This is a genomic window from Paenibacillus sp. Y568, assembly GCF_059445545.1.
The window spans coordinates 122,178-147,753 of the sequence record NZ_JCAIUM010000005.1; the positions used below are offsets into that span (position 1 = coordinate 122,178).

Below are 25,576 nucleotides of genomic sequence, written 5' to 3' on the forward strand. Positions count from 1 at the left end.
TCCACTTAAATCATATCCTAATCAAAAAAACCTAACTTTAAAAAAAGTTAGATAAATTATGGTATATTTAGTGTTAACCTTCATTTGAACGACAAAGGAGCAATTTCTTGAAGAAATTACGATTACCTGTACTTATTTTACTCATGAGCCTGCTCTACATTTTTCTGATTCCATCTGATCCTCATATCGTCAAAATTCTATTCAAACTCATTCCGATGTGGCTCATTATCGCGTATGCATACGCTCGAATGCCCACCCCTAGAAGGCGTTATCATTGGTTACTGTTAACCGGATTATTCTTTTGTATGATCGGTGATGGTATACTACGTTGGTTTGTCATTGGATTATCTGCATTTCTCATCGGACACCTGTTTTATATGATAGGCTTTCTCAGTAATTGGCGCTTCTCGAAGCTTCGATTCATCTCGATTGTCCCACTTGCCATATATGCCTCAATCATGGGTTGGGAGATTGTTCATGCATTGATACTAGACCATAATGAATCCTTAATCGTGCCTGTTCTTCTCTATATTAGCGTGATTTCATTGATGACATGGTCTGCTATTATGACCGGTCACACATGGGCGATCATCGGAAGTGTATTATTTACGATCTCCGATTCTATTTTATCGTGGAACCTCTTTGTGTCTCCTGTTGCCCACTCCGGTGTGCTCATTATGACAACCTATTATGCCGCTCAATTCTTTATGGCCTACAGTATTCGATCATTTGCAGACCATAAGAATAAAGAGACAGTCATAACTGAAGAGGTGGTCGTGTCCTAAGCATTACGGTTACGGTTACGGTTACGGTTACGGTTACGGTTGCGGTTGCGGTTGCGGTTGCGGGTCACCAATTATTAATGGCATGCTCGGTGAACGCAACCATATCTTTAACTTCAATAACCCTGCCATCATCCAGAATCGCTTGCCCTGTAAACGTCCCAAACACCTGATGACACTTATTATCTACGAACAATATTTTGGTTTGGGTAATCTGATCGTAGATCGGAGTAAATTCCATTTCAAATCTTCCATCATCGCTACTAAATGTCTTCTTCGACATATAGCCACCCGCTGACAAGTCAAAGTACACATGCCCAATCTTATGAGCCGTACCCTCGTAGAACAACATGTTCTCTGTTGCTGATGAGGTGTTCCCGAAACCATGACCAATATTAAACCCGAATCGTTTGCCATCCACGTAAGTGCTACCATTTCCCCAATACCAATTCTGTGAAAAGGGCCATACTCCCCTGCCCCAATCAATCAGACCAAAAGAACTATCCGGTTCAAAGCGATATTCCTGATCTCCAACCCTGGCCACGCCACTTGCTGGCATGCAGTTTATTTTATGATTGTAATAGAAATAAGCAGGATCTTCGTCAAAGGGTGTAGCTATTACCAGTGATGTTAAGTCCGGTTGGGACAATTGGATATCAAGATCTATGGTAGGAGAATTCTTTCCCGAAGCTTTACATATTAGTCTGCGTCCGCCCTCCCACACCTGAAACTGCATAAACATATTTTTATCCTTATACGTCAAATCTCCTTGTTCAGCTGATGCAGGCATATGTAAACGATTGAAGGGCAGAGCCAATATCTTTGAAATTTCATAATGTTTACCTGTCGCGAATTCAAACAACTTAACTGATATATTACCCGCGTAAGATACGTGTCCGATCGTCATCTGCAAGCAATAGTCGTCGTTCGAGACCTGATAGAAGTCCCACTCTTTAATCCGCCAGGGCGGCGCGTTAATATGTTTCCGGTTATACGTTAACTGGGCTTGCGTAGAATATCCCCTCTGTAGAAGAGAGCCATCACTTCCGAGTAGTGGGCCATTAGATTGAATATGATTCTGCATTACTACACCTCCATATGATTGGATTATTTATTGTATTATGCCTTGCGCATACGTTTCTTCGCTTCTTTACTCGCCGGAATGAGTGGCAACAATGTAAAGAGGGTTATAAATGCGGAGACGAGAAAAAGGACTTCGGTTGGTACCATGCCTGCTATCCCATCTATCTCCATATGAACGCCATAATGTTGGATAATAATATTCGAAATCGAAGGTCCAATGACCATCGGTAAGCATACCGCAAACACCATCTTAACGCCCTCGAACTGTCCCCTCTGATCCTCTGGAAATAGATTCTTCACCCATGCGGTGATCGTCTGAATGACCAAAACATACCCAATCCCGGCACAAAAGGTGGCGATCAACAGCATACCTATTTGCGAAGATAAGCTAAAAAGGATGAGACCCAGGAAATTAGCAATGACGGCAAATAAGATAATACGCGCTATCTTTCCTTTATGAATCATTTTGGCTGCGGGTATGGTCAACATAATAGCAGATACAAGTCCAATCGCTTGTATGCCACCCGATAAGGTATAACTCATATTCAAATAGTTATTGAAATAAATCGTGATATACGGAAAGTAAACATTAAATGATATGAAATACACGCAATTGATGACAAACACCCAGAATAGTTCTTTGTTCTTCATCACGGTTCTAACGTGGAATACCTCGGCAAATTGATGCCAATATCCCTCACGATTCCTTCTGGATTTCAGACCGGGATAATCCTTAAGTGAGAATAATGTAAATATACCGGTCAGGGTAACGACGCTACCCATAATAATAAAGAACGGAAAGAAGCCAAGGTGATCCACAATCATACCAGAGACAACCGCACCGAAAATGGTAGCCATCACGGGCATAGCTGCAAATGCAGCGCCGAGTTTCCCACGATTATGTTCGCTCGAGATATCCGTTGTCCACGGATTGTACGCGGCATCATAACCGGTAGAACCGAAGAAACTCATGATGGCATCTGCCGCTACAATGAAGACAATGGCAACGTAAAGGGGATTCTTCGGAAGGAATTCCGTTGCTCCAAAAGCAATGGTGAATACCCCCCAACAGATATAACCGATAGCGATAAATGGTTTTCTCTTACCTACGCGATCACTCCATGTTCCAATCAAGAACGTTGTCATGGTAGATACGATAGCGCTCACCGCTACCATCCACGTAATAATCGAAGGGTCCTTCGCAATTTTGTCATATACAAAGGTGTTAAACCAGGAGTTCTCAATATTCCAACAGATTTGTCCTGCCATTCCGAGAATCCATATGAGTACCCAGTTCTTCCTGGAAATTCGATTATTCATGATTGGCTTTAGCTCCCCAGTCTTTATGTATTTCGTTCAACACATGCTGATCCACTTTTACGATTTCCCTATCATAGGTCATCATCCCATTAATCTCTGTCTCAACATCTGTTAACTGGGTATATACTGCCGCCGACACCCCCTTGGGAATGAGCGGTTTTAACTGGTCATTAATTAACGTACTGTAAGCATCCACCAATCCTTTTCTCGACTTACACTTCTTATATCCGAACTGTTTATTCTCATGCCATACATGCCCCTTCTCAAGTAGGCCATACCCACCGTATTCCGAGATCACGACGGCTCGACTGTTGATTTTCTTCGGCATTTTCAGTTTGCGGAAGTAGATATGGACACTTTTAAGGTCACCCACCTCCTGATCGTGCCAGCCACTAGCGTGATCCACAGGACGAGTAGGGTCATAAGACTTCACCCATGCTGCTGTCTCTGCAGCGTCGAATTGTCCCCATGCCTCATTGAATGGTACCCACATTCCAATACAAGGCGTGTTATATAACGTATCGATCATTTCTTTGAGTTCTTTCTTGTATTGCTCGCGATTGGATTCATCCTCTCGACCTAACGCCTTGTACTTTTTATCATTAACTTTGTATCCGCTTACAAAATTAGGAAGAATAATATGATGGAAATTGTTCCAACCTCCCCCACCGTTAATCATGTCTTGCCAGACGATCAGACCTAACTTATCACAGTGATAGTACCAGCGTGCAGGCTCAACCTTGATGTGTTTCCGATTCATATTAAATCCTAACTTCTTCGTCATGATCACATCATATGCAAGGGCTTCATCCGTTGGAGCCGTGTATAACCCATCGGGCCAGTACCCCTGATCCAGCACACCATGTTGAAATAATGGCTCATGATTTAGACATAACCGCTTCATACCTTTATTGTCTTGCTCAACACTAAATTGTCTCATGCCACAATAACTATCAACGGTATCCACCGATTCCCCATTTTCTATTAATCGGATCTTGATCTCATAGAGGAAGGGTGAGTCTGGGCTCCACAATCTTGGATTGGTAATGTTCAGTTTCAGAACATCTCCATATTTACAAATTCCTGAAGCTATTTCTGTTCCTTCTTCATAGGCTGTCGCCTCAAATGATATCTTCTGATGTCCTTCTGTAGAAGATTGAATATGTACTGTAATGTCATTTGCATCAATGTCAGGTGTTAATCTAAAGGATTGAATATAGGAATGTGGAACAGGCTCGATCCAGACCGTCTGCCATATACCCGATACAGCCGTATAGAATAATCCTTTGGGTGTTAATGTCTGTTTACCTCTCTCTTGTCCATAGGTATTTGTAGGATCCCAAACGATAACAACCATCTCATTATCACCATCGATCAGGTATTCAGAAATATCATACGTAAATGGACAATATCCCCCGATGTGCTCTCCAACCTTATGCTGATTAATCCATACCTCTGTTTTCCAATCTACAGCTCCGAAATGCAATAACAACCTTTGATCCTTCCATGCCTCTGATACGGTAAAAGTCCTTCTATACCACAGTCTCTCATCAGGGAGTAACGGCTTCTGTACACCCGACAATGCCGATTCAATCGCAAATGGTACTAGAATATGACCCTCATATTCGTCAACCTGTAGGGCTTCTAGCGGGCGTATCGCGTACTCCCATAGACCATTAAGATTCATCCATTGATCTCTAACCATCTGGGGTCGAGGATATTCGGGCAGAACCCTTTGTGGATCTACTTCTCTTGCCCATCTTGTCATCAAGCTACCCTCAACAGGTTGCCAGACCTTATCTTGCGTTCTTTCCATGATCAACCTCCTAAGAACATTCGTATTATCGATATGTATCATAGATAAATATATTCTCATTTTAACCTATTTTATGGATTTTTTGTGGTTAAAAGGACACGCCATTTCCACCGCTGGGTCTACAGAGAGTATTATGCTGTCATTATCATCATTAGTAATGGAGGAATGGCCACGAACCCTCCGTTAGGCGCACCATCTAGCGCTTCAAGGAAGTCAGCATAAGCCGCCTTTTGGTACAAATAACGCGGACTAAGGTCAAGCTCCTTCAAGGATTGATCATGCCAGATTGGAGTGGCCGATGGAGACATCGGCGGAATAAGCCACGACCAACGACTGGATACCTCACGTCCTCGTTCCTTCTCTTGTTGTTGAAATTTAACAAATTGATCAGCTGCCGTATGATGATCAACAATACTGACACCTGCCTCCTTGAAGGAGTGAAGCACCGCACGGTTTAATTCAAGAAGTGCTCGGTCTTTCCACAACGTCGTGTTAGTAGAACGATCCAGACCCATCAAGTCTGCAACAGCTGGGAGTAGGTTGTATCGCCCGGTATCACCCAGATTACGTGAACCAATCTCCGTCTCCATATACCAACCATTAAAGGGAGCTGCTGTGTACAGAATTCCACCGATCTCAAGCTGCATGTCTGAAATAATAGGTACGGAATACCAGCGTAATTGAAGATCAGGAAATTGCTCAATTTCGTGATGACTTAGGCGCACTTCCTGAATCAGGTGTTGAGGAATAGGAAACAACCGTGGTTCTGCATCACCAATACCAATAACTAACGGGAGCACATCATAATGTCCACCTGATCCCTGCCAACCTAACTGTTGACATACACGCGTGAACTCATCAGATGCCGGATCACCAGAACGATCATGCCCCTCACTGCCGGGGTAACCAGCATAACGAATTAATTGATGGTTCCATATACGAATGCGCCGATCAGCGTCCACACTACTTCGAAACACCGTGATTATAGGACGAATACGCCCTCCATTATTTGCCCTTTCTATGTGTTGTAACAGAGCCTTTGCAATCTGCTCCCCATTCTCTGCTTGGCGAGCATCAATAACTTCAAGCTTGTGCCAGAACAGGCGACCTATGCAGCGACTATTGTGACGCCATGCCATTCGTGCCCCGTGCATCAGTTCTTCCTCTGTATGAACGTATGTACCCGTTGTATTTATTTCCTCACGCACCGTTAGGAGGCGATTCTCCGTCTCCGCTTCAGACTTGTCCAGTTCTGTATACATCAGACGAATGAATATCTCCGCCTTTTGACTAAGCTCTTTGATGTTCGTGTTATTCACGCTACTCACTCCTTGATCTCGATCCGTCTTACCAGAATTATTTCGTTCATTATACCATTTGAGTTACATTTGCTTCATCTTATAGCCGCTCCATACCCTATCCAATCTGTAAGATGTGTCCATTTAAACAACGTTCACATTCAAAAACACCAAGAAACCCCATTCCATAACGGAATGGGGTTCCCCATGCTGAGTGCATCTTCTACCCTGATGGGTGTCTCTAAACACTAAAAATTCTCACATGATATCTACTAGTTTTTTGGCTTGAGTATCAAGTTGAAGTGCAGCCTGCCCTATGCCTGTAAATTGATCAACCGCCTGTCTATATCGTAATCTGTATAAAGACTTTATCATTTTCATATTCAAAATAAATATCACCCTTATATATTTCTACCGTTCTTTTAATAATTTTCAACCCATTACCACTAAGTTCATCACCATTTTCCTTTGTTGTGTACCCATTTTGAAATAGACTCTTTTCTTGTTTAGCAGTAAGTCTAGCCGTGTTCTCCACGGTGAAAATATACTTCTCGCCAATCGTTTTACATGTAACATTGATCTGTTTAGTCTGGTCACCCATGTAAGCTTCTGTTGCTTCTATCGCATTATCCAATAGATTAGAATAAATTCTTGCCAGATCCATCGAATTCAATCTACAATACTCATTCCGATCCGTATCAAAATACATCTGTATATTTTTAGATTGGGCAAACTCCCATTTACTTTGAAATATAATCATAAGAATTGGGTTTTTAATCAGTAATGACATTTCTACTATTTTGGATTCCACGCTCATCTGTTTGAGATAATCGTTCGCTTTATCATACAACTGCATATCCATTAGACCGACGAGAACCTGAAGATGATTAAGCATGTCATGTCTGCTCGACTTAATGGCATCGATGACTCTTCTAAGTTCTGAGATATACATATCCTCCGACTCTTTCAAATCTTGTTTTAGCCCATTTTTGTACCACTGGTTTAAGCTAAAAGCAACAACCAATAATATAACAGCAAACAAAATATCAATCAAAAAGATAAAAATACTACTTTTAAGAACTTGGTCACTTACCTTCGTCAGTTCATCCGCATCAATATCAATAGCTATAACACCAAGTATCTCTCCATGATTATCGTAAAAGGGGACCCCAACAGATAAATAAGATCCGTTATGTCTATCCTTTATAATATCCGTATAGTAGTTTTGGCCATCTTTTGCTTGCTTTATTTGATGAGCTGGAACGGTGCAAGGTTCTCCTATGGCGAAATCTTTTGTTCCTGAGGGAACAGCAGACACCATCACCTTAGATACATCCGTTTCATCCAGCATTAAAACATATATATATAACGCTTTTATTCGACTGTAATATTGTTCTAGATAATTTTTTATTTGTTTACGATTCTCATCATCCTTTGAGGTTGATAGAAACTGTTGATATACCTCTTTATCTAATCCTGCTGCAATATCTTTAGCTATTTCTATATACTGCTTCGCTATAGTGACTTCCGCTGATTTACCAATTGAATAATAAGATATAAACAGTTTAGCTCCCATAAGGATACTCAGCACTATGCAAGAAACAACAATAAAAGATATGATTTTCTTTTTAGAATATATGTTTTTGAACATTATTATTTAGTCCTTTGGTTATATTGTGACGTGATCTTAGTACATTATGACTACTACAAATGCGACATTTCATTTAGTTACCCATCGCAACACAAGCCACTAGGTTCACACCAAATAGTACAACTTGATGCACCCTTTTACAATGGATATTCCAATATTCCAGCCTTATATCACATCATATTTCGCTAAAATAACAAATTACCGGATGACTCACTCCGATGAGCCACATCTCGAATGATCCATTATGCAACAATACTGTAACCACATTTGTAAACAAATCCACAATCCACTCCATGTAATATAGGTAGTAGAGTTATTTCGGTAAAGTATCTCATCATATCCATATGTGACCACCCGCGAGAGGAGAAATTTAATATGAATAAAGGTATGAAATGGAGCGTAGCCCTATTGTCTGCTGGAATAGTACTAGGAGGTTCCATGCTGACGGGAGAGGCTTCTGTAAGTGCCGCTAGCACTAACAATCAGGTTATTAACAAAAGCGTACAGAAGACCCATGTTGTACTTAAATATAATAGTGAGGTGTCAACACAACAGGGGAAATCTATAAACGGGAATACCATGATTCCATTAACATTTCTACGTGATGCTCTTGGGCTTCCGCTAAGCTATACACCAAGCACAAAAACTTCAACCGTAGATATTGGATCTAAAAAGCTTAATATGGAAACCTCGGAATATGGTGTTTATACGAACCTCAACGGATACTATATTTACAGTTATACTAATAAATATGAAGTGAAAAATGTGGACGGACACTTGTATGTTCCATTCAAGTTATTAAGTGATTACTTAGGTTTCCAAGGGGAGTATAACCCTTCCTTGAAATCACTAGATATCAGTAAGCGAGTGATGAACGATATCAGTATTTCATCTGAGACATTAGATAAAAGTAATAAGAATGCAGCTATTCAAATTCAATATCCACAAATCAGTGGGCTGACAGACGAAGCTCAACAAGCGATCAATACCGTGTTCATGCAGAAGACTGACGCTTTCGTAACGGCAAGTGAACAACAGGCAAGTATAAGAGACGGCTCTATCGAACGTAAATATGAATTCATTCAAAACTTTATAGTGTCCTTCAATCGTGAGGATGTGCTCAGTATTATTGTCGATCAAAGCTCTTACTTAGGTGGAGCCCATGGAAGCACTATACGTGAAGGTCTTACCTTCTCACTTAATACTGGGAAACAGCTGGAACTAGGTGACCTCATGAAGGCAGCTCCAGATTACAAACAAAACCTAGACAAGATGCTGAAGGAAAGAACAAAGGAGGTGTCCTTCGCAGACGTGTCGCCTGGATTGAATGCTAAGCCTGAATTCTACGTTAAAGAAGGTGGAATTGCTATCCTATATCAACAATACGAAATTGCTCCTTATGCTGCTGGCATACCTACGTACGAGTTTAATTATTCGGAATTACTTCCAAAGGGTACAGACCCTTTTGCTTCTTTTAAGTAAGCCATAGAATAGTATTCTGTAAAATAATAATATTTAAAAAGGCATATAAAAAAGGCACTCCATCCTTAGGATGGAGTGCCTTTTTGAACATTCCTTCTAATAAAGTTTTATTGAGTTGCTTCTTTCTTCATAGCTGCTTCATTTCTTTTGGGATCCTCCGCAGGTCTTGTTCTTCTAATAAAGAATGCCAGAATTAATGCAATTGCAGCAATTCCTGCGGACACTAAGAATGCATCATTTATGCCTTCAATGGTAGCCTTCGAAATAAACTGTTGTTGTATTTCTAATAAGGTGCTCTCTGAAGGTGGCGTAGTTAGCTTACTAACAGCCGCCCCCACCATTTCTCTCACATGTGTTGTTGTCCGAGTCGACATGATGGTGACAAGTAATGCTCCACCAATAGCTCCGGATACTTGTTGAATCGTACTATTCATAGCTGTACCATGTGGCGTATATCTTGCCGGTAACTGGTTTAGTCCGTTGGTCATGACAGGCATCATAACCATAGCAATACCGAACATTCTCATCGTGTACATCATCATCAAGGTCCTATATTCTGTAGTATCTGTCAACTGACTGAAGAAGTACGTCGTCACAATCACGATAGCTAGACCAATAATGGCTAATACTTTTGCTCCAAATTTATCAAATATTTTACCTGTGATCGGAGACATGACTGCCATGGCTAGAGCTCCAGGTAACATGAGTAATCCAGAGTCTAGAGGTGAAATACCTCTTATATTCTGTAGATAGATTGGCATCAACATCATAGCAGAGAACATCGCCATATTTAATGTAATTGAAATCGCAGAAGATAAAGCGAACATGGGGAACTTATATACTCTGAAGTCAAGCATAGGTTGCTTCATCTTCAATTGTTGTACAATAAACGTCGTTAAAGAAATGACCCCAATAATGAGTGAGGATACCACAATCGGAGAATCCCATCCTTTATTTCCAGCAGAACTAAAACCGTATAATATTCCACCGAACCCAATAGCGGATAGAACAATAGAAGGAACATTAATCTTAAGATCAATTTTTTCCTTGGTATCATGTAATTTAATGAAGGCTAGGATGAACACCAAGATGGCGATAGGTGCAATGATAAAGAATAGTACTGGCCATTCATAATGCTGAATAATCCAACCAGACAATGTAGGTCCAATCGCAGGTGCAAAGATCATGACTAATCCGAACATGCCCATAGCTGACCCACGCTTCTCAGGTGGAAATGTGGTAAATAATACATTCATTAATAATGGCATGATAATCGCTGCCCCAGAAGCTTGGACCATTCGAGCTATCAATAACACACTGAAACTTGGTGCGAATCCCCCAATTAATGTACCTATAGAGAACAAGGCCATAGCGATTAGAAACAACCGTCTCGCCGTAAACTTTTGAATCAAAAAGGCCGTGGATGGAATCATAATCCCATTGACCAACATATACCCCGTAGATAGCCACTGTACCGTTGAGGCCGTGATATCGAAATCCCTCATAATCGATGGTAATGCTATATTAAGTAATGTATTACTCAGCAGAGCCACAAACGCACCAATCATAAGAATGGCTAGAATGCCGAATGACGCCTTATTTTCTTTTGCTTTCATTACGAAATTCTCTCCTTCTCTTCATTTAAAGTAACTGTATGATTGTATAAGCAACATCAAATAATACCGACAGTCCAATTTTGAACTTATGTTACAATGTATCATATACTACTCCTTTATTATTCCTTTTTCAAGTTGGCGTTCATTCAAATATCCAGATTTACCCTACCCCATTTTCTTTCTCAGCAATCCATTTGATTCAATTGTAATATGCATTAAAATGAGCTAGTCTATTCTAGAACAAGTCCAGTTAAAGGGGCATCGCTATGAATAAACGTAAAGAACATGTCGTCCATAAGGCACATGAGCTATTTATTGAAAAGGGATATCATGCTACATCTATTCAGGATATTTTGAATCACAGTGGTATTTCAAAAGGATCCTTTTATAATTATTTCGCCTCTAAGGGGGAGCTATTTAAAGCTGTATTCACGTCCATTCAGAGCCAGCTTGAGGAAGAGCGAAATGCCTTGCTCATTGGGGAAGACCTCGATGATATACATATATTCTCCCAACAAATTCTTCTGAGCATGACGCTAAACAGAAAGAATAAAATGTTACAGCTCATAGAAGATGCACTGGTCTCAGACGATACCGAATTAATCCTATTTATCAAGCAGTCTAGATTTTTATTTTTAAAATGGATCCATGACCGTTTCGTAAATATATTCTCTGAGGATAAGAGACCTTATCTTTTTGATTGTGCCATCGTATTTACAGGACTCCTTCAAAATATGCTTCAAACATCTACTGCCATGAATGAGACAGTTACTTTAAAAGAACTTATTGATTATTGCATGGACCGCATCCAAATCATGATAGAAGATGTAAGTAGCAAAAAAATTCAAATTTTCTCACCTGACAAAATACATATTCTATTGCCTAACTCAGACAACATCGACTTTTTTAATAATGAATTTTCTTTTGCAACACTCAGTTTAAAAAAAATGATTGAAAAAGTATTCGCAACGGATGATATCAACCGATCTACCTATCATAAATTGTTGTGTTTTATCCAAGAGGAATTCATGAACCCTAAAGAACCGAGAGTGTTCTTAATTGAAAGTGCTTTGTTGTCTTTGAAGATGTGTCCTCAAATTCATGAAACAAAAGTATTCGAACATTATTATAAAATAGTACACAAGATGATTTGAAATCCCGTATTACAACAATGAAATAAGGAATAAAAGTATCCAGTGAAAATCATTAAGAATGCAAAAAAAGGTCACTTCGTGGAAGTGACCTTTTTTGCTTATTCATATTCATATTCATAGTAGAACCTAAGCAGCATTCTATTAGCATTAGTCTACACGTAGTTCGCCATCAGAGGACGTGATGATTCGGTAAAGTTCCGGACGGCGATCGCGGAATATCCCCCACTCAAGACGTTGAGCTTCCAGCTGATCTAGATCAAATTCGGCTATCAGTACTGCTTCCTCTGTTCGGTTAGCTTCCACAATTTTGTTGCCTTGTGGTCCTGCGATGAATGAAGCACCGTAGAATGTAATACTAGAATCGTCATCTGACTCCAAGCCTATCCGATTGGAGGCAATGACCGGAACGAGATTCGAGGCCGCATGCCCCAACATGCAAGTCTGCCAATGGTCCTTAGAATCAATGGATCCATCCTGCGGCTCTGAACCAATTGCCGTCGGGTAGAACAGTATCTCCGCACCCATCAATGCCATGCAACGTGCTGCTTCAGGGAACCATTGATCCCAGCATATACCGACCCCAATCTTAGCATAACGCGTCTTCCAAACCTTGAAGCCTGTATCTCCTGGATTGAAGTAAAATTTCTCTTCGTACCCTGGACCATCCGGGATATGGCTCTTTCGGTACTTGCCGAGCACTTCACCATCCGCATCAATGATGGCAACCGAATTATAGAGGGCATTGTTCCGTTTCTCATAGAAACTGATCGGTAGTACAACCTCTAGCTCCTTAGCGATCTTCTGGAAATGTCTGATCGCATCGTTCTCCGCAAGCTCCGTCGCGTAGCTATAATAATCAGCCTTTTCCTTTTGACAGAAATACGGCGTTTCAAATAACTCCTGTAGCAGGATAATCTGCGCTCCTTGCTGCGCCGCTTCTCTCACCAGCACTTCCGCGTTGCGGATATTCACTTCTTTATTGCTTGAGCAGCTCATCTGTGTGGCTGCCACCTTCACGTTTCTCATATGTCTAACCTCCTCTATATTACGACTGCCCTACAGCCATTTGTTGCGTTGTACAGTGGACATTACCACCCTCGCGGATGATTGCCATACCATTCACAGTGCGAATTCTGCGCTCTGGGAACGTCTCGCTCAGCACTTGCTGTGCCTTACGGTCCGTTTCCTCCGCATCGCCACCAAATACCGGTAAAATAATACCCCCATTTACGAAATAAAAGTTCAAGTAACTTAAGGTTAGCCGTTGATCCTCAAAGAAAGCTTGTGGTGGTTGCTGAATCTGAATAATCTCAAGCTTTCGACCTTGGGCATCCACCACTTCATGTAATGTTTTAAGATTCTCTTGCGTAATTGCATAATTCTCATCTTCTGGATCATCGCATACCTGAATAATCACCTTACCAGGAGCCGCGAAGCAGGCAATGTTATCTACATGACCGTCTGTCTCGTCACCGCTTAGTCCTCTTTTTAACCAGATAATCTGATCTACATTGACGAAGTTCTTCACGTGCGCTTCGATCTCATCCTTGCTCATATGTGCGTTACGATTCTTGTTCAATAGGCATTCTTCCGTTGTCAGCAACGTACCCTCACCGTCCGTGTGAACAGAACCACCTTCCATTACAAGGGGTGCGTCAAACTGCTTCACACCAACATGCTTCAGGATTTGTGGAGCTACCTCATTATCTAGATCCCACGGTGAATACTTGCCACCCCAAGCGTTAAATCCCCAGTTCACACCCGCTAACTCCCCTTTATCATTAACCACAAAGGTCGGTCCGTTATCTCGAAGCCATGCATCATTATGCTCGATAGGTAAACATTCAATCCGATCATTAATAAATAAACCACTTACTTTCTCCAGGTCATCTGGATTGACGACAACCGTAATCGGTTCGAATTCAGCTATGGCTGTAATAATATCAGCATACCCTCGACATACGTCTTCATATTGATCTGGGTAGCACATGGAATCCTGAACAGGCCAGGAGATAAAAGTTCGTGTGTGTTGCGCCCATTCCGCAGGCATTCTATAGTTTAAGTCTTTAGGATTCATAATTCCCTCCATATCGCCATCATTGGTTTAATTTAGGCATATAAGCATCTTTTTATCATCCTATCATATAACAAAAAATAATAGGTCACAATGGAAGTCACATGCAAGAAATAGGATGCTAAAAGAGTGCCGTTATGGGAACTCCCTCATCATATGAATCTATTAATTTATTAATTTATCTTAATTCTCCGTTACTGATTTCTATATATCAGACTTCTCTAGTGGATGATATATTAAATATCGACACTCCAAGGGAAGCCAAGAAAATAAAGATTTCCATAACTAAATCACACCTTCTAATTAAATTAAGATGAATTATAATATGTAAATTAATGTATTTTATATAATGCATACTATATCACAATTACTAGGAGGATTTATACAAGATGGGCTTAATTCTTGCCGTCTTCCCCACACCCAGCATTCCATATTTATTTCCGTTGGAAAAAACTTGTATATAAAGAACGTATGTTCTATAATTTACTTGTTACAGGGGATACCCTTGTAAAACTAAATGACAAGGAGCGGATTAAATGGTACATAGAATTACAACCCCATTCAGCTATTCTTCGGCAGTTGTAGCAGGGGATTATGTATTTATCGGTTTGCATCGGGGACATGGAGAAAGTTTCACTCAGCAGATACACGAAACCTTTGCACATTTAAAAGAGACACTTCAACAATGCAATACCACATTGGATAAAGTCGTTAAAGTGAATGTATATCTTAAACATATTGAGCACTTACCTGAAATGGAAAAAGTATTCCTAGATTACTTTGAAACAGATCAATTTCCTGCAAGAATGACATCAACAACTGAATTTATTGATTCAGATTGCCTAATGATGATCGATGGAGTCGCATACAACCCAACCTCTCTTTAGAACCAGCAATAACTCATACTTAATTCTACTTACAGATATCAATAGGCCCACGATTTCACCGACACCAAGTTAAAAAGGTCATCTATTATGGATGACCTTTCCTTTGAATGCTTAGCTTGAGATGGGATGGTATAAGTCCAGTTGGAATGTCTCGTTAACAAACATCTCTCCATTGAATAGGAAATGTTCCTCCAGGCATTGATGCGAACCCGAGTTGTATTGACTCTTGTGGATCCATTCATTTAATCTGTTCCAAGCGATGGGAATATCATATCCCAATAGACTTGATACGGCGTATAAACCTCCACTTACTTGTTTTATTCCGATTTTGCCCGATGGTTCAACATCATCCGATACTGTGGCCCACATCTCATACCCATGCTCTCTGTTCTGCCCTAATGAATCGAAGCCGAAATACCGGGTGGTGGATCGTTGTTCTAATCCTTGCGCCTTGACCCAAGCATATAACACCTGCCAAGCATCATCTTCCGGTTGACCAAGACTGCTCGTTGAGTGATAATATGCGACCTTCATAGGTTTTAACTCAATAAAACGCACCTCATGATCCTGAAGCCTTGAGGGTTCTTGATTCCCTTTAAAGTCATCCTCCATAGGGTCCTTCACCTGTCCTTTATCCAATATAATAGGAGTATCCAATTCGGAAATATTCAATAACTGCTGAATGATATTGTTCTTCGAATACCCTCTCGTTTGCAGAAAAGACAACATATGCTCAACTCTATTTTTCACCATCATCATGTCAGTCATATCTTTATTGATTTCGCTAAGCTTGTTACTGAAGACTTCTACGACAGTTCGTAGATCATCTGACGATAATACAATGGAGATATCCTTAACAGAGAACTGATGTTTCTTCAACAACAAAATCAGCTCCAACCTTAATAACATCTCTGGACTATAATAGCGCTTGGAATAATTCGTCTCCCTCACACTTGCTAACAATCCAATTTCTTCATAATACCTAAGTGTTCGACTTGAAATTCCATACCGTGAAGATATATCCCCAATATGACTCAGCTGAGTTTTGATCATTGTCCCTCCCTCTTATATATTTAATGAAGACTTCATAAATCAATCGTATCGGTTTACGTGCACGTTAAGTCAATATGTATTTCAGATATTTTCTCATAAAAATAAAAAAATAGATGCCTGATTTTCGGCTACGCCTTCCTGCGAGAGGGCCTATAATAAGGTCATAATCCAAGTTTAGGGGCCACGAGAATGATACCTACCGAACGTTACGAAGAATATTACACCGCTTTATTAGAAAAAAGAACGGAATATGAAGGTGTGTTTTATGTAGGTGTTAAGACAACGGGTGTATTCTGCCGCCCGACTTGCCCTGCACGAAAGCCAAAGTTTGAAAATTGCGAATTTTACGAGAATGCACAGCAAGCGCTACTCGCTTCTTTTCGTCCATGTCAACGATGTCGCCCCTTATCTCATCCGAATCATGTCTCAGATATTGTTCGTGTACTTGTGGAGGCCGTGGAGAACAACCCTGAGAAACGGTGGAAAGAACAGGACTTCAAGGATCTCTCAGTAGATGAATCAACAGCACGCCGTCAATTCAAAAAACGATTCGGTATGACATTTGTTGAATACGCACGAGCACGTCGTATGGGACTTGCCATGAAGAATATTAGATCTGGACGAACCATCATTGATACGCAACTATCGACTGGGTATGAATCCAGTAGTGGGTTCAGAGATGCATTTTCTCGAATCATGGGTGCTGCGCCTACTTTGTTAGACAATAGTAAGGTGCTGAAATCGTCTTGGATTGATACACCCCTGGGACCCATGATTGCCATTGGGGATGAGCATGCGATTTATCTCTTAGAATTTGTTGATCGACGAGGACTAGAACGCGAGGTAGAACGGCTTAGACAAAAGACGAAATCAGCGATTATCCCTGGTGTTACGGAATCGATTCGATCGATTGAAGGCGAATTGACTGAATATTTCGAGGGTAAACTGACTACATTTACAACCCCCATATCCTTACTGGGTTCTCCTTTTCAAAAAAGCGTATGGGAGCAGTTAATGGCAATTCCACCTGGTGAGACTCGCTCCTATTCCGACATTGCCGTGTCATTAGGTAAACCAACCGCCTTTCGTGCGGTGGCTCAAGCCAATGGCGCTAACCAGCTTGCCATAATGATTCCTTGTCACCGCGTCATTAATTCGAATGGCGATTTAGGCGGCTACGGCGGGGGTCTATCACGTAAAGCATGGCTATTACGTCATGAAAAGGCAGGAGTATAAAATCATATCTCGTCTTAAATTAAAAGAAGTCGCTGTATAGGCGACTTTCTTCAACGAAGATTTCAATAACTCTTCTATTTATTCTTATATTTTTTACTTGCTCATACAGAGGTTTTTGCACGATACAACTTATACGCTTCGGATACGATGTCGATTAATGCGACCAATGCAATGATACTAATGAACCCAGAAGACAATCGATTCCATATCGATACAACGGTGTCATATCCTTCTCCACCTACAGTTATGAGTCCTGCTGATTCCACCTGTGTGATGAAATGAGGATTCCATATGGCTGTATTGGCAAAGATGGCGCACACTAATATGGTGGATGCCACCGATATAATGATGTGAAACGTTAGCATTTTACCTGTTCTCTCGCGCATGATGATTCTGATACTTTCTTTTAAGATGCCAAGTGCAGCAATAATCCATATCATCGGTAAATAGTTGTGGAATACGTCTGGATTCAAAAATGGAATCGATATTCGCTCTCCGTCATTTAACCTCCATATGCCGAGCAGATCACTGAAGTTTACACATAACACTGTAAACAATACAGTAAAGATGATGCCTGTAATCGGTTCTGACATTTTAATTTGTTTCCTAATATCAGGTATTTGTGGTAAATCAGATGGGTTCCATGTGTCCCACCCTTTACTGTTGTTGTTTGGAACAGCGGCATTCTTCTGGTGGTGGTTATCAATCAATGCGAATATAATGGTGACCCAGAAGAAACCTTGGGCCACTATCATGAACAGTGATTCCAGATAACTTGTGAAATGTGCAACAATTCCTAGAGGTTCCATGATCATATCAATCCCAAACAAGGCTGTCATAGAAATAACTATTGAGATAAGGGAGATCTTGAGCGTTGTCATATATGGAGAGAACAACATCGGACCGATCAAGTACTGATCATATCCACGATACTTTGCAGCTAGTGCATTTGGGGGACCAAGTTCAAGTAGTACACTTTCTACATCCTTTTGCGACGCTTCACTAGCCAGACTCCGTTCCTCCAACATATCTTCGATCAACCCAAGCAGTTCTTGTTTAATATCCGCCCTCTGCTGTTCAGGTAAGCGTTGCGTTACCGCATAAATATAACGATCAATCATCTCCATCTTCTTATCCCCCTTTATTGTCACCAATGATGTCTTCCATGCTGATTATTAATTTACGCCATTCCCGACATAGTCCATCATAAACTTCTCTTCCAAAAGAGCTAAGTAAGTAATATTTCCGTGGGCGTGCCTCATTCGTGTCCCATTTGCTCTCTAACAGTCCCTGCTTCTCCAACCTTCTTAGCAATGGATACAACGTGCTAGGATCAACAGGTATCCCTTTCTCCGCTAATACCGGAACAAGAGAGTATCCATACTGGGGTTGGGATAATTGACTGAGCACACTGATGACAATTGTTCCGCGCCTCAATTCGCTTAACAACCCGTTAATTGCTTCATTTACATCAGTCATTTGATCAACTCCTGTTTTTATTATACTGTACGTCACACACTATTGTGAATATAATATTAATAAATATTTACAATTATATTTCTTTTTGAGTCGGGTACGTATCCTCCGAATGTGCAAAAAAGGAACGCCCGCTATGGACGTCCCTTAAATTATTTTATTACTTTACAGCGTTCCGGTTAGTTACGCATTCACAGTTTCTGTTTTACGATCCTGTCTTGCATGTAATGTTTTCATTACAAATCTTGCGATTGGCTGCGCAACCAACAATTCAATCCAAAATGCTATACCAAAGTTCCTTGGCCAGATGTGGAGGTAGTTTTTAAATGGTTCTAGGCTTACTTCCTTCGTTCCAACCCAAGTACCGATAATCGACAATAAAATAGATAATACTGTGACATTCAATAATGTGTTCAATAGAACCCTAGCATTAAATCCATCGGTTTTCCCCACGAATTTCGGCATTACTTTCCCAACAAGCGGTCCTGCAACTAATTTCACCAATAAAACTACGATGATCCACATGAACGGAATAATCTTTAGTGTATCTAAGTACACTTCCTTACTGAAGCCACGTTCCAATCCTACTATAATAGGTGCGATCGTGTTTACTGAAATGATTGAAATAATCAGTAAAAATAATAACCCTTCTTTTGCGTTTCTAGGCAGTCTTGTTTCTCCGTGCATGTTTGTCATCTCTCCGTAAATCATATTTCAGATGGCAGACGTATCAAAGAGACATATATTTTTGGTTCATAAGCGGACCAATATCTCTACACACTGATCTATTCATTATAGCATTTCATTCAAATGAATGTCAGTGTTGTAGGTAAAATTTGTTAACTATCGTGCCAACTTAAAATAGTCTACGAGCCGTTACAAATCGCTTCATCCACTTGGCATCTAAAGTCTCAACATGAACGCCAAGTTCCTTCGAATACGTATGTAATATTCGATTGTTACCCGCATAGATGGCCACATGACCGATATCGAGCCCTCGAGCGCTAAAGAACAACAAATCTCCCTTACGCAGATCATTAATCCCAACTTCCTTACCTTCTTTGGCTTGATTGTAAGATACACGTGGGAGATCAATCGACAGCTTGTCCTTAAAGAGATGTGCAACGAAAGAAGAACAGTCAAACGTAAGCGTCTGATCCGTTGAAGCACCGAATTCATATGTTGTGCCTAGATACTTCTCTCCATATGCAAGTAGCTCATCCGCTTGCCGTTCAACGAGAGACGCACTGGTATAATTACTATACTTAGGTTTAGCCGAGATGTATCCCTTCTTGTTGTCCTTAGTCAGCACTTCCAGCCAGGAAGCGCCGACTTCCTGAATGACATGAACTTTCTCGCCTGTAGGTAGCATTTCACGAATCACGGAATCCTTTGTGGAATCGGGCAAGCTTCGCAAGTTAACACCATAAAGAACCGTTGTGTCGTAATTGATCGCGGAAGAGATCCGGACCGTACGAGTGTTAGCATCCCACTTCACATTACTTCCCAGTGCTTCACTGACGAATCGTAGCGGCATCATCGTATACCCAGCACTAATTTGACCCGGTACGTTCAAGCTGAGCGATTGGCCATTCTTAGAAGCTGTGCGATCCCCAATATGATAGGTTAGTACCATATCCCCCTTGGTTGCCTTCACTGTTCGGGTACCGCTATTCCAGGATATCTTAGCTCCTTGAGCTTCAAATAACTTACGCATGGGAATAAGCACTGTATTGTTTACCAGCATTGGTTGAACTTTAAGTTGAAGCTCACTGTCGTCCAGATAGATAGCCTTAACCGGAGTTGATGGCGTCGTTGCCGCATGAACTGGAGCTGAATAGAGCATAGATGTAAGTAGTAACAGAAGCATAGCATTCCCTTTTATCGTCATGATGTCGTCCTCTCGTTGATTGATATGTTCCATGTATTGGTACGAAATCATGGTTGATTAGTTTTGTTTCAATTATTGGATTATTTGTAAATAAGCAAGAGGAAGTCCTGACAATGACCTCTCTATGGCATCCACACAGGTTTTCCTATACAATCATTTGTAAAAGAACTTAAAAGTGTGGTGAGCTCATTTGTTTAAACTCTTATTGATTGAAGATGACGCAACGTTATTTCATGAGGTCAAAGATAGATTGTCGCAATGGTCCTATGATGTGTATGGGATTACCGATTTCAGTAAAGTGCTTCAGGAATTCACGGATATCAAACCTGACTTAGTCGTGATTGACATTCAATTGCCTAAATTCGATGGGTTTCATTGGTGCAGAATGATTCGAGCCCACTCTAACATTCCGATCATATTCCTATCCTCTCGCGATCACCCAACGGATATTGTCATGGCTATGCAGCTTGGAGCGGATGATTATATTCAGAAGCCCTTTCATTTCGATGTGCTGATTGCCAAAGTTCAGGCGATTCTTCGACGTGTATATAACTACAATACAGACATTATCGAACTCAAAACATGGTGTGGAGCAACGGTGGACTATGAGAGAAATACCGTTACCCATGATGCAGGATCGATTGAACTGACCAAGAATGAAATATATATATTAAAAATGCTCATCGAGCAGAAGAATAAGATCGTAACCCGAGAGCAATTGATAAATAGCTTATGGGATGACAAGCGTTTTATTAGTGATAATACCCTCACAGTCAACGTCAATCGTCTACGAAAAAGGCTAGAAGAGATTGGTCTGGGTACCTTTATTGAAACAAAAGTCGGACAAGGTTATATGGCTGTGGAAGAGACTGCTCTATATGATTAGAAAATATATCATTGAACGTCGCAGCTGGATCATGTTATTTATGCTTCAGCAACTACTGATCATCTTTGTCGCTTTTATTGACTCAGCAATCCCACTCCAATCGATCCTCTATCTTGTGTTTTTATCGATGATCCTTTTTACGATCTTCTTGGTCTTTCGCTACAATAAGGAGACTCGATTCTACAAAAGCTTAGAAGAACGGGACGATAATCTGGATTTAACGAGTATGTCCAGTTCAGAAAGTCCTTTTGAAGTGATTATCGAGAACAGTATGACCAATCAAACGGAACGGCTCAAAAACACAGCATCGATTAATCTGATAAACCTGGAGCAAGAGAAAGATGACTTACTATCTTGGATTCATGAAGTGAAAACACCGCTAACAGCGATGCATTTAATGATCGACCGTATAGAGGATGAAGCTATGAAGACTCATTTAACCTATGAATGGCTGCGAATTCATCTCTTACTCGATCAACAACTGCATCAACGGCGTATCCCGTTTATTGAGAATGATCTATATATTAAGGAATCGGATATAGAAACGATTATTTTTGATGAGATCAAAACCTTAAAGTCCTGGTGTATTCAAAAGGGTATTGGCTTTGACATCAATCTAGAAGTGGCCGAGGTCTTAAGTGATGCCAAATGGCTTGCCTTTATCCTTAGACAACTCTTAACCAACGCCGTGAAATATAGCCAAACTTCTGACATCATGATTAGCAGTTATCAGTCAGCTGAACACACCATTCTTGAGGTGAAGGATAGTGGGCGTGGCATTGACCCCAGAGATCTCCCTCGCATATTTGACAAAGGTTTCACATCCACGACCATGCATCAGGATAATGCTGCCACTGGCATGGGGTTATATTTAGCCAAAAAAGCAGCGAAGTCATTACTCATCCAAATCCATGTGACATCAGCCATTGGCATCGGTACGACCGTTACGTTAACTTTTCCACAAAAAAATGAATTCGTACGGATCACAAGCGTGTGACAACAATGTCACATGCTTTATTCATTTGTTCGGCTAATCGAAGGATAAGAAAGTTAAACCCTTTTATACTAAAGATATTGAGAAAAGGGAGTGTGTTGATATGGTTATATTAGAAGCAACAAAAATTCATAAGAGTTATGGTAGTAAATTTAACAAACAATCCGTGTTAAGTGGTCTAGATATTAGCATTGAACAAGGGGAATTCGTAAGTATTATGGGTGCGTCCGGTTCAGGAAAGACGACGTTGCTCAACGTGCTCTCATCTATTGATAAGATCAGCAACGGCACCATTAAGATTGAGGGAACCGAAATTTCAGGTATGAAGGAAAAACAGTTAGCTGAATTCCGAAAAAATCATTTAGGGTTTATTTTTCAGGAATACAATCTATTAGATACGCTGACTGTGAAAGAAAACATTCTATTACCGCTATCCATTACAAAAACTCCGAAAAAAGAGGCTGAACAACGATTCCAAGCACTTGCAACGCAACTAGGGATTGCTGATCTGAAGAATAAGTATCCAAATGAAATTTCAGGGGGTCAAAAACAACGTACCTCTGCAGCTAGAGCTTTCATTCATGAACCAAGTATTATTTTTGCGGATGAGCCCACTGGTGCACTTGATTCCAAATCGGCGTCAGACCTCCTAAACAAGTTGAGTGAACTTAATCAGAAGCGAAAAGCAACGATCATTATGGTTACTCACGATCCCGTAGCGGCAAGTTATTGTAGTCGAGTGATCTTCATAAAAGATGGGCAAATCTATACACAGTTAAATAAAGGGGAAGAAACAAGACAAACCTTCTTTAAGGACATCATGCAAACCCAAAGTGTGTTAGGCGGGGTGCAGAATGAGTATTAATCAACTCATGTTTCGCAATTTGCGGAAAAATCTCAAGAATTATTACCTTTATGTCTTTGCCTTAATCTTTAGCGCCGCCCTTTACTTTGCATTTGTCACGCTACAATATGACCCAGCCTTGGATGCGACATCAGGGTCTGTCAAAGGGGTCGCAGCGATTAAAGCCGCATCCGTTCTCCTTGTGGCTATTGTGTCCATTTTTCTGTTGTACGCGAATACCATCTTTATTAAACGACGCAGTAAAGAAATTGGTCTATTTCAACTCATAGGCATGACCAAAAACAGAATATTCCGTATCCTTACAGCTGAGAACTTAATCCTTTATTTCGGATCACTAGTGCTAGGGATCTTTGTCGGATTTGCCGTTTCCAAACTGATTATTATGGTTCTATTTAAAACGATCGGTGTTGATGCGATAGCAACGCTACATTTTTCTTATAAGGCGCTCATCCAGACACTGATTGTATTCTTCGTGATCTATCTCTTGATCATGATGATGAATTATTTGTTTATCAAAAGACAGAGTATTCTATCCTTGTTTAGAGTGACGTCCATGACTGAAGGCAAAGTGAAGAAAGTGTCCTTCCTTGAAATGATCATTGGGATCATTGGAGTGATATTCATCGCTCTTGGCTACTATATTTCATCCAAATTATTCACTGGAGACTTCGCCACAGTAAATGAACTTTTCACTGCGATGGTCGTTATTCTAGCATCTGTCATCATCGGGACATATTTATTTTATAAAGGATCTGTCCGTTTCATATTTAATATCATTCGAAAAAAGAAAAATGGCTACCTCAATATTAATGAAGTATTGTCGCTGTCATCCATTATGTTTCGAATGAAATCGAATGCCGTATTGTTAACCATTATTACGGCGGTATCTGGACTTGCGATTGGTTTATTATCCTTAAGTTATATCTCATACTACTCCGCGGAAAAGACTGCCGAGAACTATGTCCCGCAAGACTTTTCAATTACGGATATCCAGGATGCAGAGCAATTTAAAGCGGCATTAACCGCGAACAACATATCGTATATGGATAGAACCATGGATGTCATTCAGGTAAATGTGAATGTAGAGAACATCATGGATGCCAATACAGAAGGATTGGACTTTGACACGAGTCTTATGACTATGCCTGTGATTAGTGAGCAAGCCATCAAAGATATCCATTTATCCGCAGACGAGACCCTTTTTACCGGATCTAGTGGAATACTACAGAAATTTATGTCGATGAAAAAGACCGGACCTATTGATTTGAAGGGTCTCCATGACGTTATTCCGCAACAGTATAAAGGAATAGATATGAACTCACCCGTTTCAGGATTTTTCACTAGTGGTGGTCTGCCTGTTGCTATCGTAGACGAAACGATATTTAATCGCTTGAAAAAAGACATAGACCCAGATATTCAGAAAAAGTCTTCTGTCTATATCGGCATTGATATCAATGAGCAAGGTCAACTTAAAGAGGCTAATGACGTCTTTAAGGAACTTGGATTCGGCGATACACTTGCATACGATTCACAACTAGAAATGAGTAACAACCAGAAACGGAGTATGGGACTCATCATGTTTATCGTGGGATTCCTAGGTCTAACCTTTCTGATCACATCCGGATGTATTCTTTATTTTAAACAAATGGATGAGAGTGAAGATGAAAAGGCCAGTTATACCATTCTAAGAAAACTAGGATTCACACAAGGAGATTTGTTAAAAGGAATTCAAAGGAAGCAACTCTTTAATTTTGGTATCCCTTTAGTCGTTGGTCTACTCCATAGTTATTTTGCAGTCCAATCCGGTTGGTTCTTATTTGGAACAGAGCTGTGGGCACCAATGGTCATTGTGATGGTATTATACACCGCTCTATATTCCGTATTCGGCATTCTATCCGTGTTCCATTATAAGAAAGTAATTAAAGAATCTCTTTAATTAGATAATTCGACAGCTCCAGGCTACCCATGCTCTGGAGCTGTATTTTTTAAGAGTACTTTGTGAAAAATTTCTT

General features: G+C 40.5%; 22 protein-coding genes. 9 read left to right on the top strand and 13 right to left on the bottom strand.

The annotated features are described in order from the left end of the window. Positions 1-107: 107 nt before the first annotated feature. On the top strand, positions 108-785 hold the full coding sequence (locus tag AC1D7X_RS09130) for a lysoplasmalogenase (RefSeq protein ID WP_495456483.1): 678 nt from the start codon (positions 108-110) through the stop codon (positions 783-785). A gap of 64 nt (positions 786-849) precedes the next feature. On the opposite strand, the gene AC1D7X_RS09135 is transcribed toward AC1D7X_RS09130, so the two are convergent. The 5 genes from AC1D7X_RS09135 to AC1D7X_RS09155 all read right to left on the bottom strand — a co-directional run bounded on the left by AC1D7X_RS09135 (position 850) and on the right by AC1D7X_RS09155 (position 7,875). Next, positions 850-1,866: a DUF2804 domain-containing protein gene (locus AC1D7X_RS09135; protein ID WP_495456484.1), complete on the bottom strand. Its 1,017-nt coding sequence runs from the start codon at positions 1,864-1,866 to the stop codon at positions 850-852. A gap of 35 nt (positions 1,867-1,901) precedes the next feature. Next, positions 1,902-3,185, bottom strand: coding sequence for an MFS transporter (locus tag AC1D7X_RS09140; protein WP_495456485.1), 1,284 nt, complete (start codon positions 3,183-3,185; stop codon positions 1,902-1,904). Further along, positions 3,178-5,001, bottom strand: coding sequence for a glycoside hydrolase family 2 protein (locus AC1D7X_RS09145; RefSeq protein ID WP_495456486.1), 1,824 nt, complete (start codon positions 4,999-5,001; stop codon positions 3,178-3,180). Before AC1D7X_RS09145 ends, AC1D7X_RS09140 begins: the two co-directional genes overlap by 8 nt. A 131-nt stretch (positions 5,002-5,132) precedes the next feature. Next, positions 5,133-6,320, bottom strand: coding sequence for a nitric oxide synthase oxygenase (locus tag AC1D7X_RS09150; RefSeq protein ID WP_495456487.1), 1,188 nt, complete (start codon positions 6,318-6,320; stop codon positions 5,133-5,135). 322 nt (positions 6,321-6,642) lie between these two features. Then, a complete protein-coding gene (locus AC1D7X_RS09155) occupies positions 6,643-7,875 on the bottom strand; it encodes a GHKL domain-containing protein (RefSeq protein ID WP_495475064.1) in 1,233 nt (410 codons plus the stop codon). Between the two features lie 450 nt (positions 7,876-8,325). On the opposite strand from AC1D7X_RS09155, the gene AC1D7X_RS09160 reads away from it, so the two are divergent. After that, positions 8,326-9,432: a PdaC/SigV domain-containing protein gene (locus AC1D7X_RS09160; protein WP_495475065.1), complete on the top strand. Its 1,107-nt coding sequence runs from the start codon at positions 8,326-8,328 to the stop codon at positions 9,430-9,432. Between the two features lie 107 nt (positions 9,433-9,539). On the opposite strand, the gene AC1D7X_RS09165 is transcribed toward AC1D7X_RS09160, so the two are convergent. After that, on the bottom strand, positions 9,540-11,048 hold the full coding sequence (locus AC1D7X_RS09165; RefSeq protein ID WP_495456490.1) for a DHA2 family efflux MFS transporter permease subunit: 1,509 nt from the start codon (positions 11,046-11,048) through the stop codon (positions 9,540-9,542). A gap of 266 nt (positions 11,049-11,314) precedes the next feature. On the opposite strand from AC1D7X_RS09165, the gene AC1D7X_RS09170 reads away from it, so the two are divergent. Next, positions 11,315-12,202: a TetR/AcrR family transcriptional regulator gene (locus AC1D7X_RS09170; protein ID WP_495475066.1), complete on the top strand. Its 888-nt coding sequence runs from the start codon at positions 11,315-11,317 to the stop codon at positions 12,200-12,202. 147 nt (positions 12,203-12,349) lie between these two features. Here AC1D7X_RS09170 and aguB read toward each other — a convergent pair whose 3' ends face one another. Further along, entirely contained in the window at positions 12,350-13,228 is an 879-nt protein-coding gene (gene aguB / locus AC1D7X_RS09175) for an N-carbamoylputrescine amidase (RefSeq protein ID WP_495475067.1), read from the bottom strand. A gap of 19 nt (positions 13,229-13,247) precedes the next feature. After that, positions 13,248-14,279 carry an agmatine deiminase family protein gene (locus AC1D7X_RS09180; RefSeq protein WP_495475068.1) on the bottom strand — a complete coding sequence of 344 codons (1,032 nt, stop codon included), beginning with the start codon at positions 14,277-14,279 and terminating at the stop codon, positions 13,248-13,250. A 533-nt stretch (positions 14,280-14,812) separates the two neighbouring features. Between AC1D7X_RS09180 and AC1D7X_RS09185 the strand changes: the two genes are divergently transcribed. Then, positions 14,813-15,163: a RidA family protein gene (locus AC1D7X_RS09185; protein ID WP_495456494.1), complete on the top strand. Its 351-nt coding sequence runs from the start codon at positions 14,813-14,815 to the stop codon at positions 15,161-15,163. A 111-nt stretch (positions 15,164-15,274) separates the two neighbouring features. Here the strand turns inward: AC1D7X_RS09185 and AC1D7X_RS09190 are convergent, their stop codons facing one another. Continuing rightward, positions 15,275-16,216, bottom strand: coding sequence for a MerR family transcriptional regulator (locus tag AC1D7X_RS09190; RefSeq protein WP_495475069.1), 942 nt, complete (start codon positions 16,214-16,216; stop codon positions 15,275-15,277). Positions 16,217-16,405: 189 nt separating this feature from the next. Between AC1D7X_RS09190 and AC1D7X_RS09195 the strand changes: the two genes are divergently transcribed. Next, positions 16,406-17,452: a bifunctional transcriptional activator/DNA repair enzyme AdaA gene (locus AC1D7X_RS09195; protein ID WP_495475070.1), complete on the top strand. Its 1,047-nt coding sequence runs from the start codon at positions 16,406-16,408 to the stop codon at positions 17,450-17,452. Between the two features lie 101 nt (positions 17,453-17,553). Here the strand turns inward: AC1D7X_RS09195 and AC1D7X_RS09200 are convergent, their stop codons facing one another. From AC1D7X_RS09200 to AC1D7X_RS09215, 4 genes are all read right to left on the bottom strand, one after another. Continuing rightward, a complete protein-coding gene (locus tag AC1D7X_RS09200; RefSeq protein WP_495475071.1) occupies positions 17,554-18,579 on the bottom strand; it encodes an HAAS signaling domain-containing protein in 1,026 nt (341 codons plus the stop codon). A 4-nt stretch (positions 18,580-18,583) separates the two neighbouring features. Then, entirely contained in the window at positions 18,584-18,931 is a 348-nt protein-coding gene (locus AC1D7X_RS09205) for a PadR family transcriptional regulator (RefSeq protein ID WP_495456498.1), read from the bottom strand. Positions 18,932-19,111: 180 nt separating this feature from the next. Then, positions 19,112-19,615: a DUF2798 domain-containing protein gene (locus tag AC1D7X_RS09210; RefSeq protein ID WP_495456499.1), complete on the bottom strand. Its 504-nt coding sequence runs from the start codon at positions 19,613-19,615 to the stop codon at positions 19,112-19,114. Between the two features lie 169 nt (positions 19,616-19,784). Further along, positions 19,785-20,819 carry a C40 family peptidase gene (locus AC1D7X_RS09215; RefSeq protein ID WP_495475072.1) on the bottom strand — a complete coding sequence of 345 codons (1,035 nt, stop codon included), beginning with the start codon at positions 20,817-20,819 and terminating at the stop codon, positions 19,785-19,787. Between the two features lie 190 nt (positions 20,820-21,009). Here AC1D7X_RS09215 and AC1D7X_RS09220 point away from each other — a divergent pair, with 190 nt between their 5' ends. From AC1D7X_RS09220 to AC1D7X_RS09235, 4 genes are all read left to right on the top strand, one after another. Next, positions 21,010-21,705: a response regulator transcription factor gene (locus AC1D7X_RS09220; RefSeq protein WP_495456500.1), complete on the top strand. Its 696-nt coding sequence runs from the start codon at positions 21,010-21,012 to the stop codon at positions 21,703-21,705. Then, positions 21,698-22,702 (top strand): sensor histidine kinase, encoded by a 1,005-nt coding sequence (locus tag AC1D7X_RS09225; protein WP_495456501.1) that lies wholly within the window; start codon positions 21,698-21,700, stop codon positions 22,700-22,702. The genes AC1D7X_RS09220 and AC1D7X_RS09225 overlap by 8 nt, the downstream gene beginning before the upstream one ends. Before the next feature lie 100 nt (positions 22,703-22,802). After that, positions 22,803-23,564 (top strand): ABC transporter ATP-binding protein, encoded by a 762-nt coding sequence (locus AC1D7X_RS09230; RefSeq protein WP_495456502.1) that lies wholly within the window; start codon positions 22,803-22,805, stop codon positions 23,562-23,564. Further along, entirely contained in the window at positions 23,554-25,500 is a 1,947-nt protein-coding gene (locus AC1D7X_RS09235; protein ID WP_495456503.1) for an FtsX-like permease family protein, read from the top strand. Before AC1D7X_RS09230 ends, AC1D7X_RS09235 begins: the two co-directional genes overlap by 11 nt. Positions 25,501-25,576 lie beyond the last annotated feature (76 nt).

Coding starts and splice junctions, on each gene's coding strand:
- AC1D7X_RS09135 (WP_495456484.1), bottom strand. CDS start 1,866: ATGCAGAATCATATTCAATCTAATGGCCCACTACTCGGAAGTGATGGC.
- AC1D7X_RS09140 (WP_495456485.1), bottom strand. CDS start 3,185: ATGAATAATCGAATTTCCAGGAAGAACTGGGTACTCATATGGATTCTC.
- AC1D7X_RS09145 (WP_495456486.1), bottom strand. CDS start 5,001: ATGGAAAGAACGCAAGATAAGGTCTGGCAACCTGTTGAGGGTAGCTTG.
- AC1D7X_RS09155 (WP_495475064.1), bottom strand. CDS start 7,875: ATGGGAGCTAAACTGTTTATATCTTATTATTCAATTGGTAAATCAGCG.
- AC1D7X_RS09160 (WP_495475065.1), top strand. CDS start 8,326: ATGAATAAAGGTATGAAATGGAGCGTAGCCCTATTGTCTGCTGGAATA.
- AC1D7X_RS09165 (WP_495456490.1), bottom strand. CDS start 11,048: ATGAAAGCAAAAGAAAATAAGGCGTCATTCGGCATTCTAGCCATTCTT.
- AC1D7X_RS09170 (WP_495475066.1), top strand. CDS start 11,315: ATGAATAAACGTAAAGAACATGTCGTCCATAAGGCACATGAGCTATTT.
- aguB (WP_495475067.1), bottom strand. CDS start 13,228: ATGAGAAACGTGAAGGTGGCAGCCACACAGATGAGCTGCTCAAGCAAT.
- AC1D7X_RS09180 (WP_495475068.1), bottom strand. CDS start 14,279: ATGAATCCTAAAGACTTAAACTATAGAATGCCTGCGGAATGGGCGCAA.
- AC1D7X_RS09185 (WP_495456494.1), top strand. CDS start 14,813: ATGGTACATAGAATTACAACCCCATTCAGCTATTCTTCGGCAGTTGTA.
- AC1D7X_RS09190 (WP_495475069.1), bottom strand. CDS start 16,216: ATGATCAAAACTCAGCTGAGTCATATTGGGGATATATCTTCACGGTAT.
- AC1D7X_RS09195 (WP_495475070.1), top strand. CDS start 16,406: ATGATACCTACCGAACGTTACGAAGAATATTACACCGCTTTATTAGAA.
- AC1D7X_RS09200 (WP_495475071.1), bottom strand. CDS start 18,579: ATGGAGATGATTGATCGTTATATTTATGCGGTAACGCAACGCTTACCT.
- AC1D7X_RS09205 (WP_495456498.1), bottom strand. CDS start 18,931: ATGACTGATGTAAATGAAGCAATTAACGGGTTGTTAAGCGAATTGAGG.
- AC1D7X_RS09210 (WP_495456499.1), bottom strand. CDS start 19,615: ATGCACGGAGAAACAAGACTGCCTAGAAACGCAAAAGAAGGGTTATTA.
- AC1D7X_RS09215 (WP_495475072.1), bottom strand. CDS start 20,819: ATGACGATAAAAGGGAATGCTATGCTTCTGTTACTACTTACATCTATG.
- AC1D7X_RS09225 (WP_495456501.1), top strand. CDS start 21,698: ATGATTAGAAAATATATCATTGAACGTCGCAGCTGGATCATGTTATTT.
- AC1D7X_RS09230 (WP_495456502.1), top strand. CDS start 22,803: ATGGTTATATTAGAAGCAACAAAAATTCATAAGAGTTATGGTAGTAAA.
- AC1D7X_RS09235 (WP_495456503.1), top strand. CDS start 23,554: ATGAGTATTAATCAACTCATGTTTCGCAATTTGCGGAAAAATCTCAAG.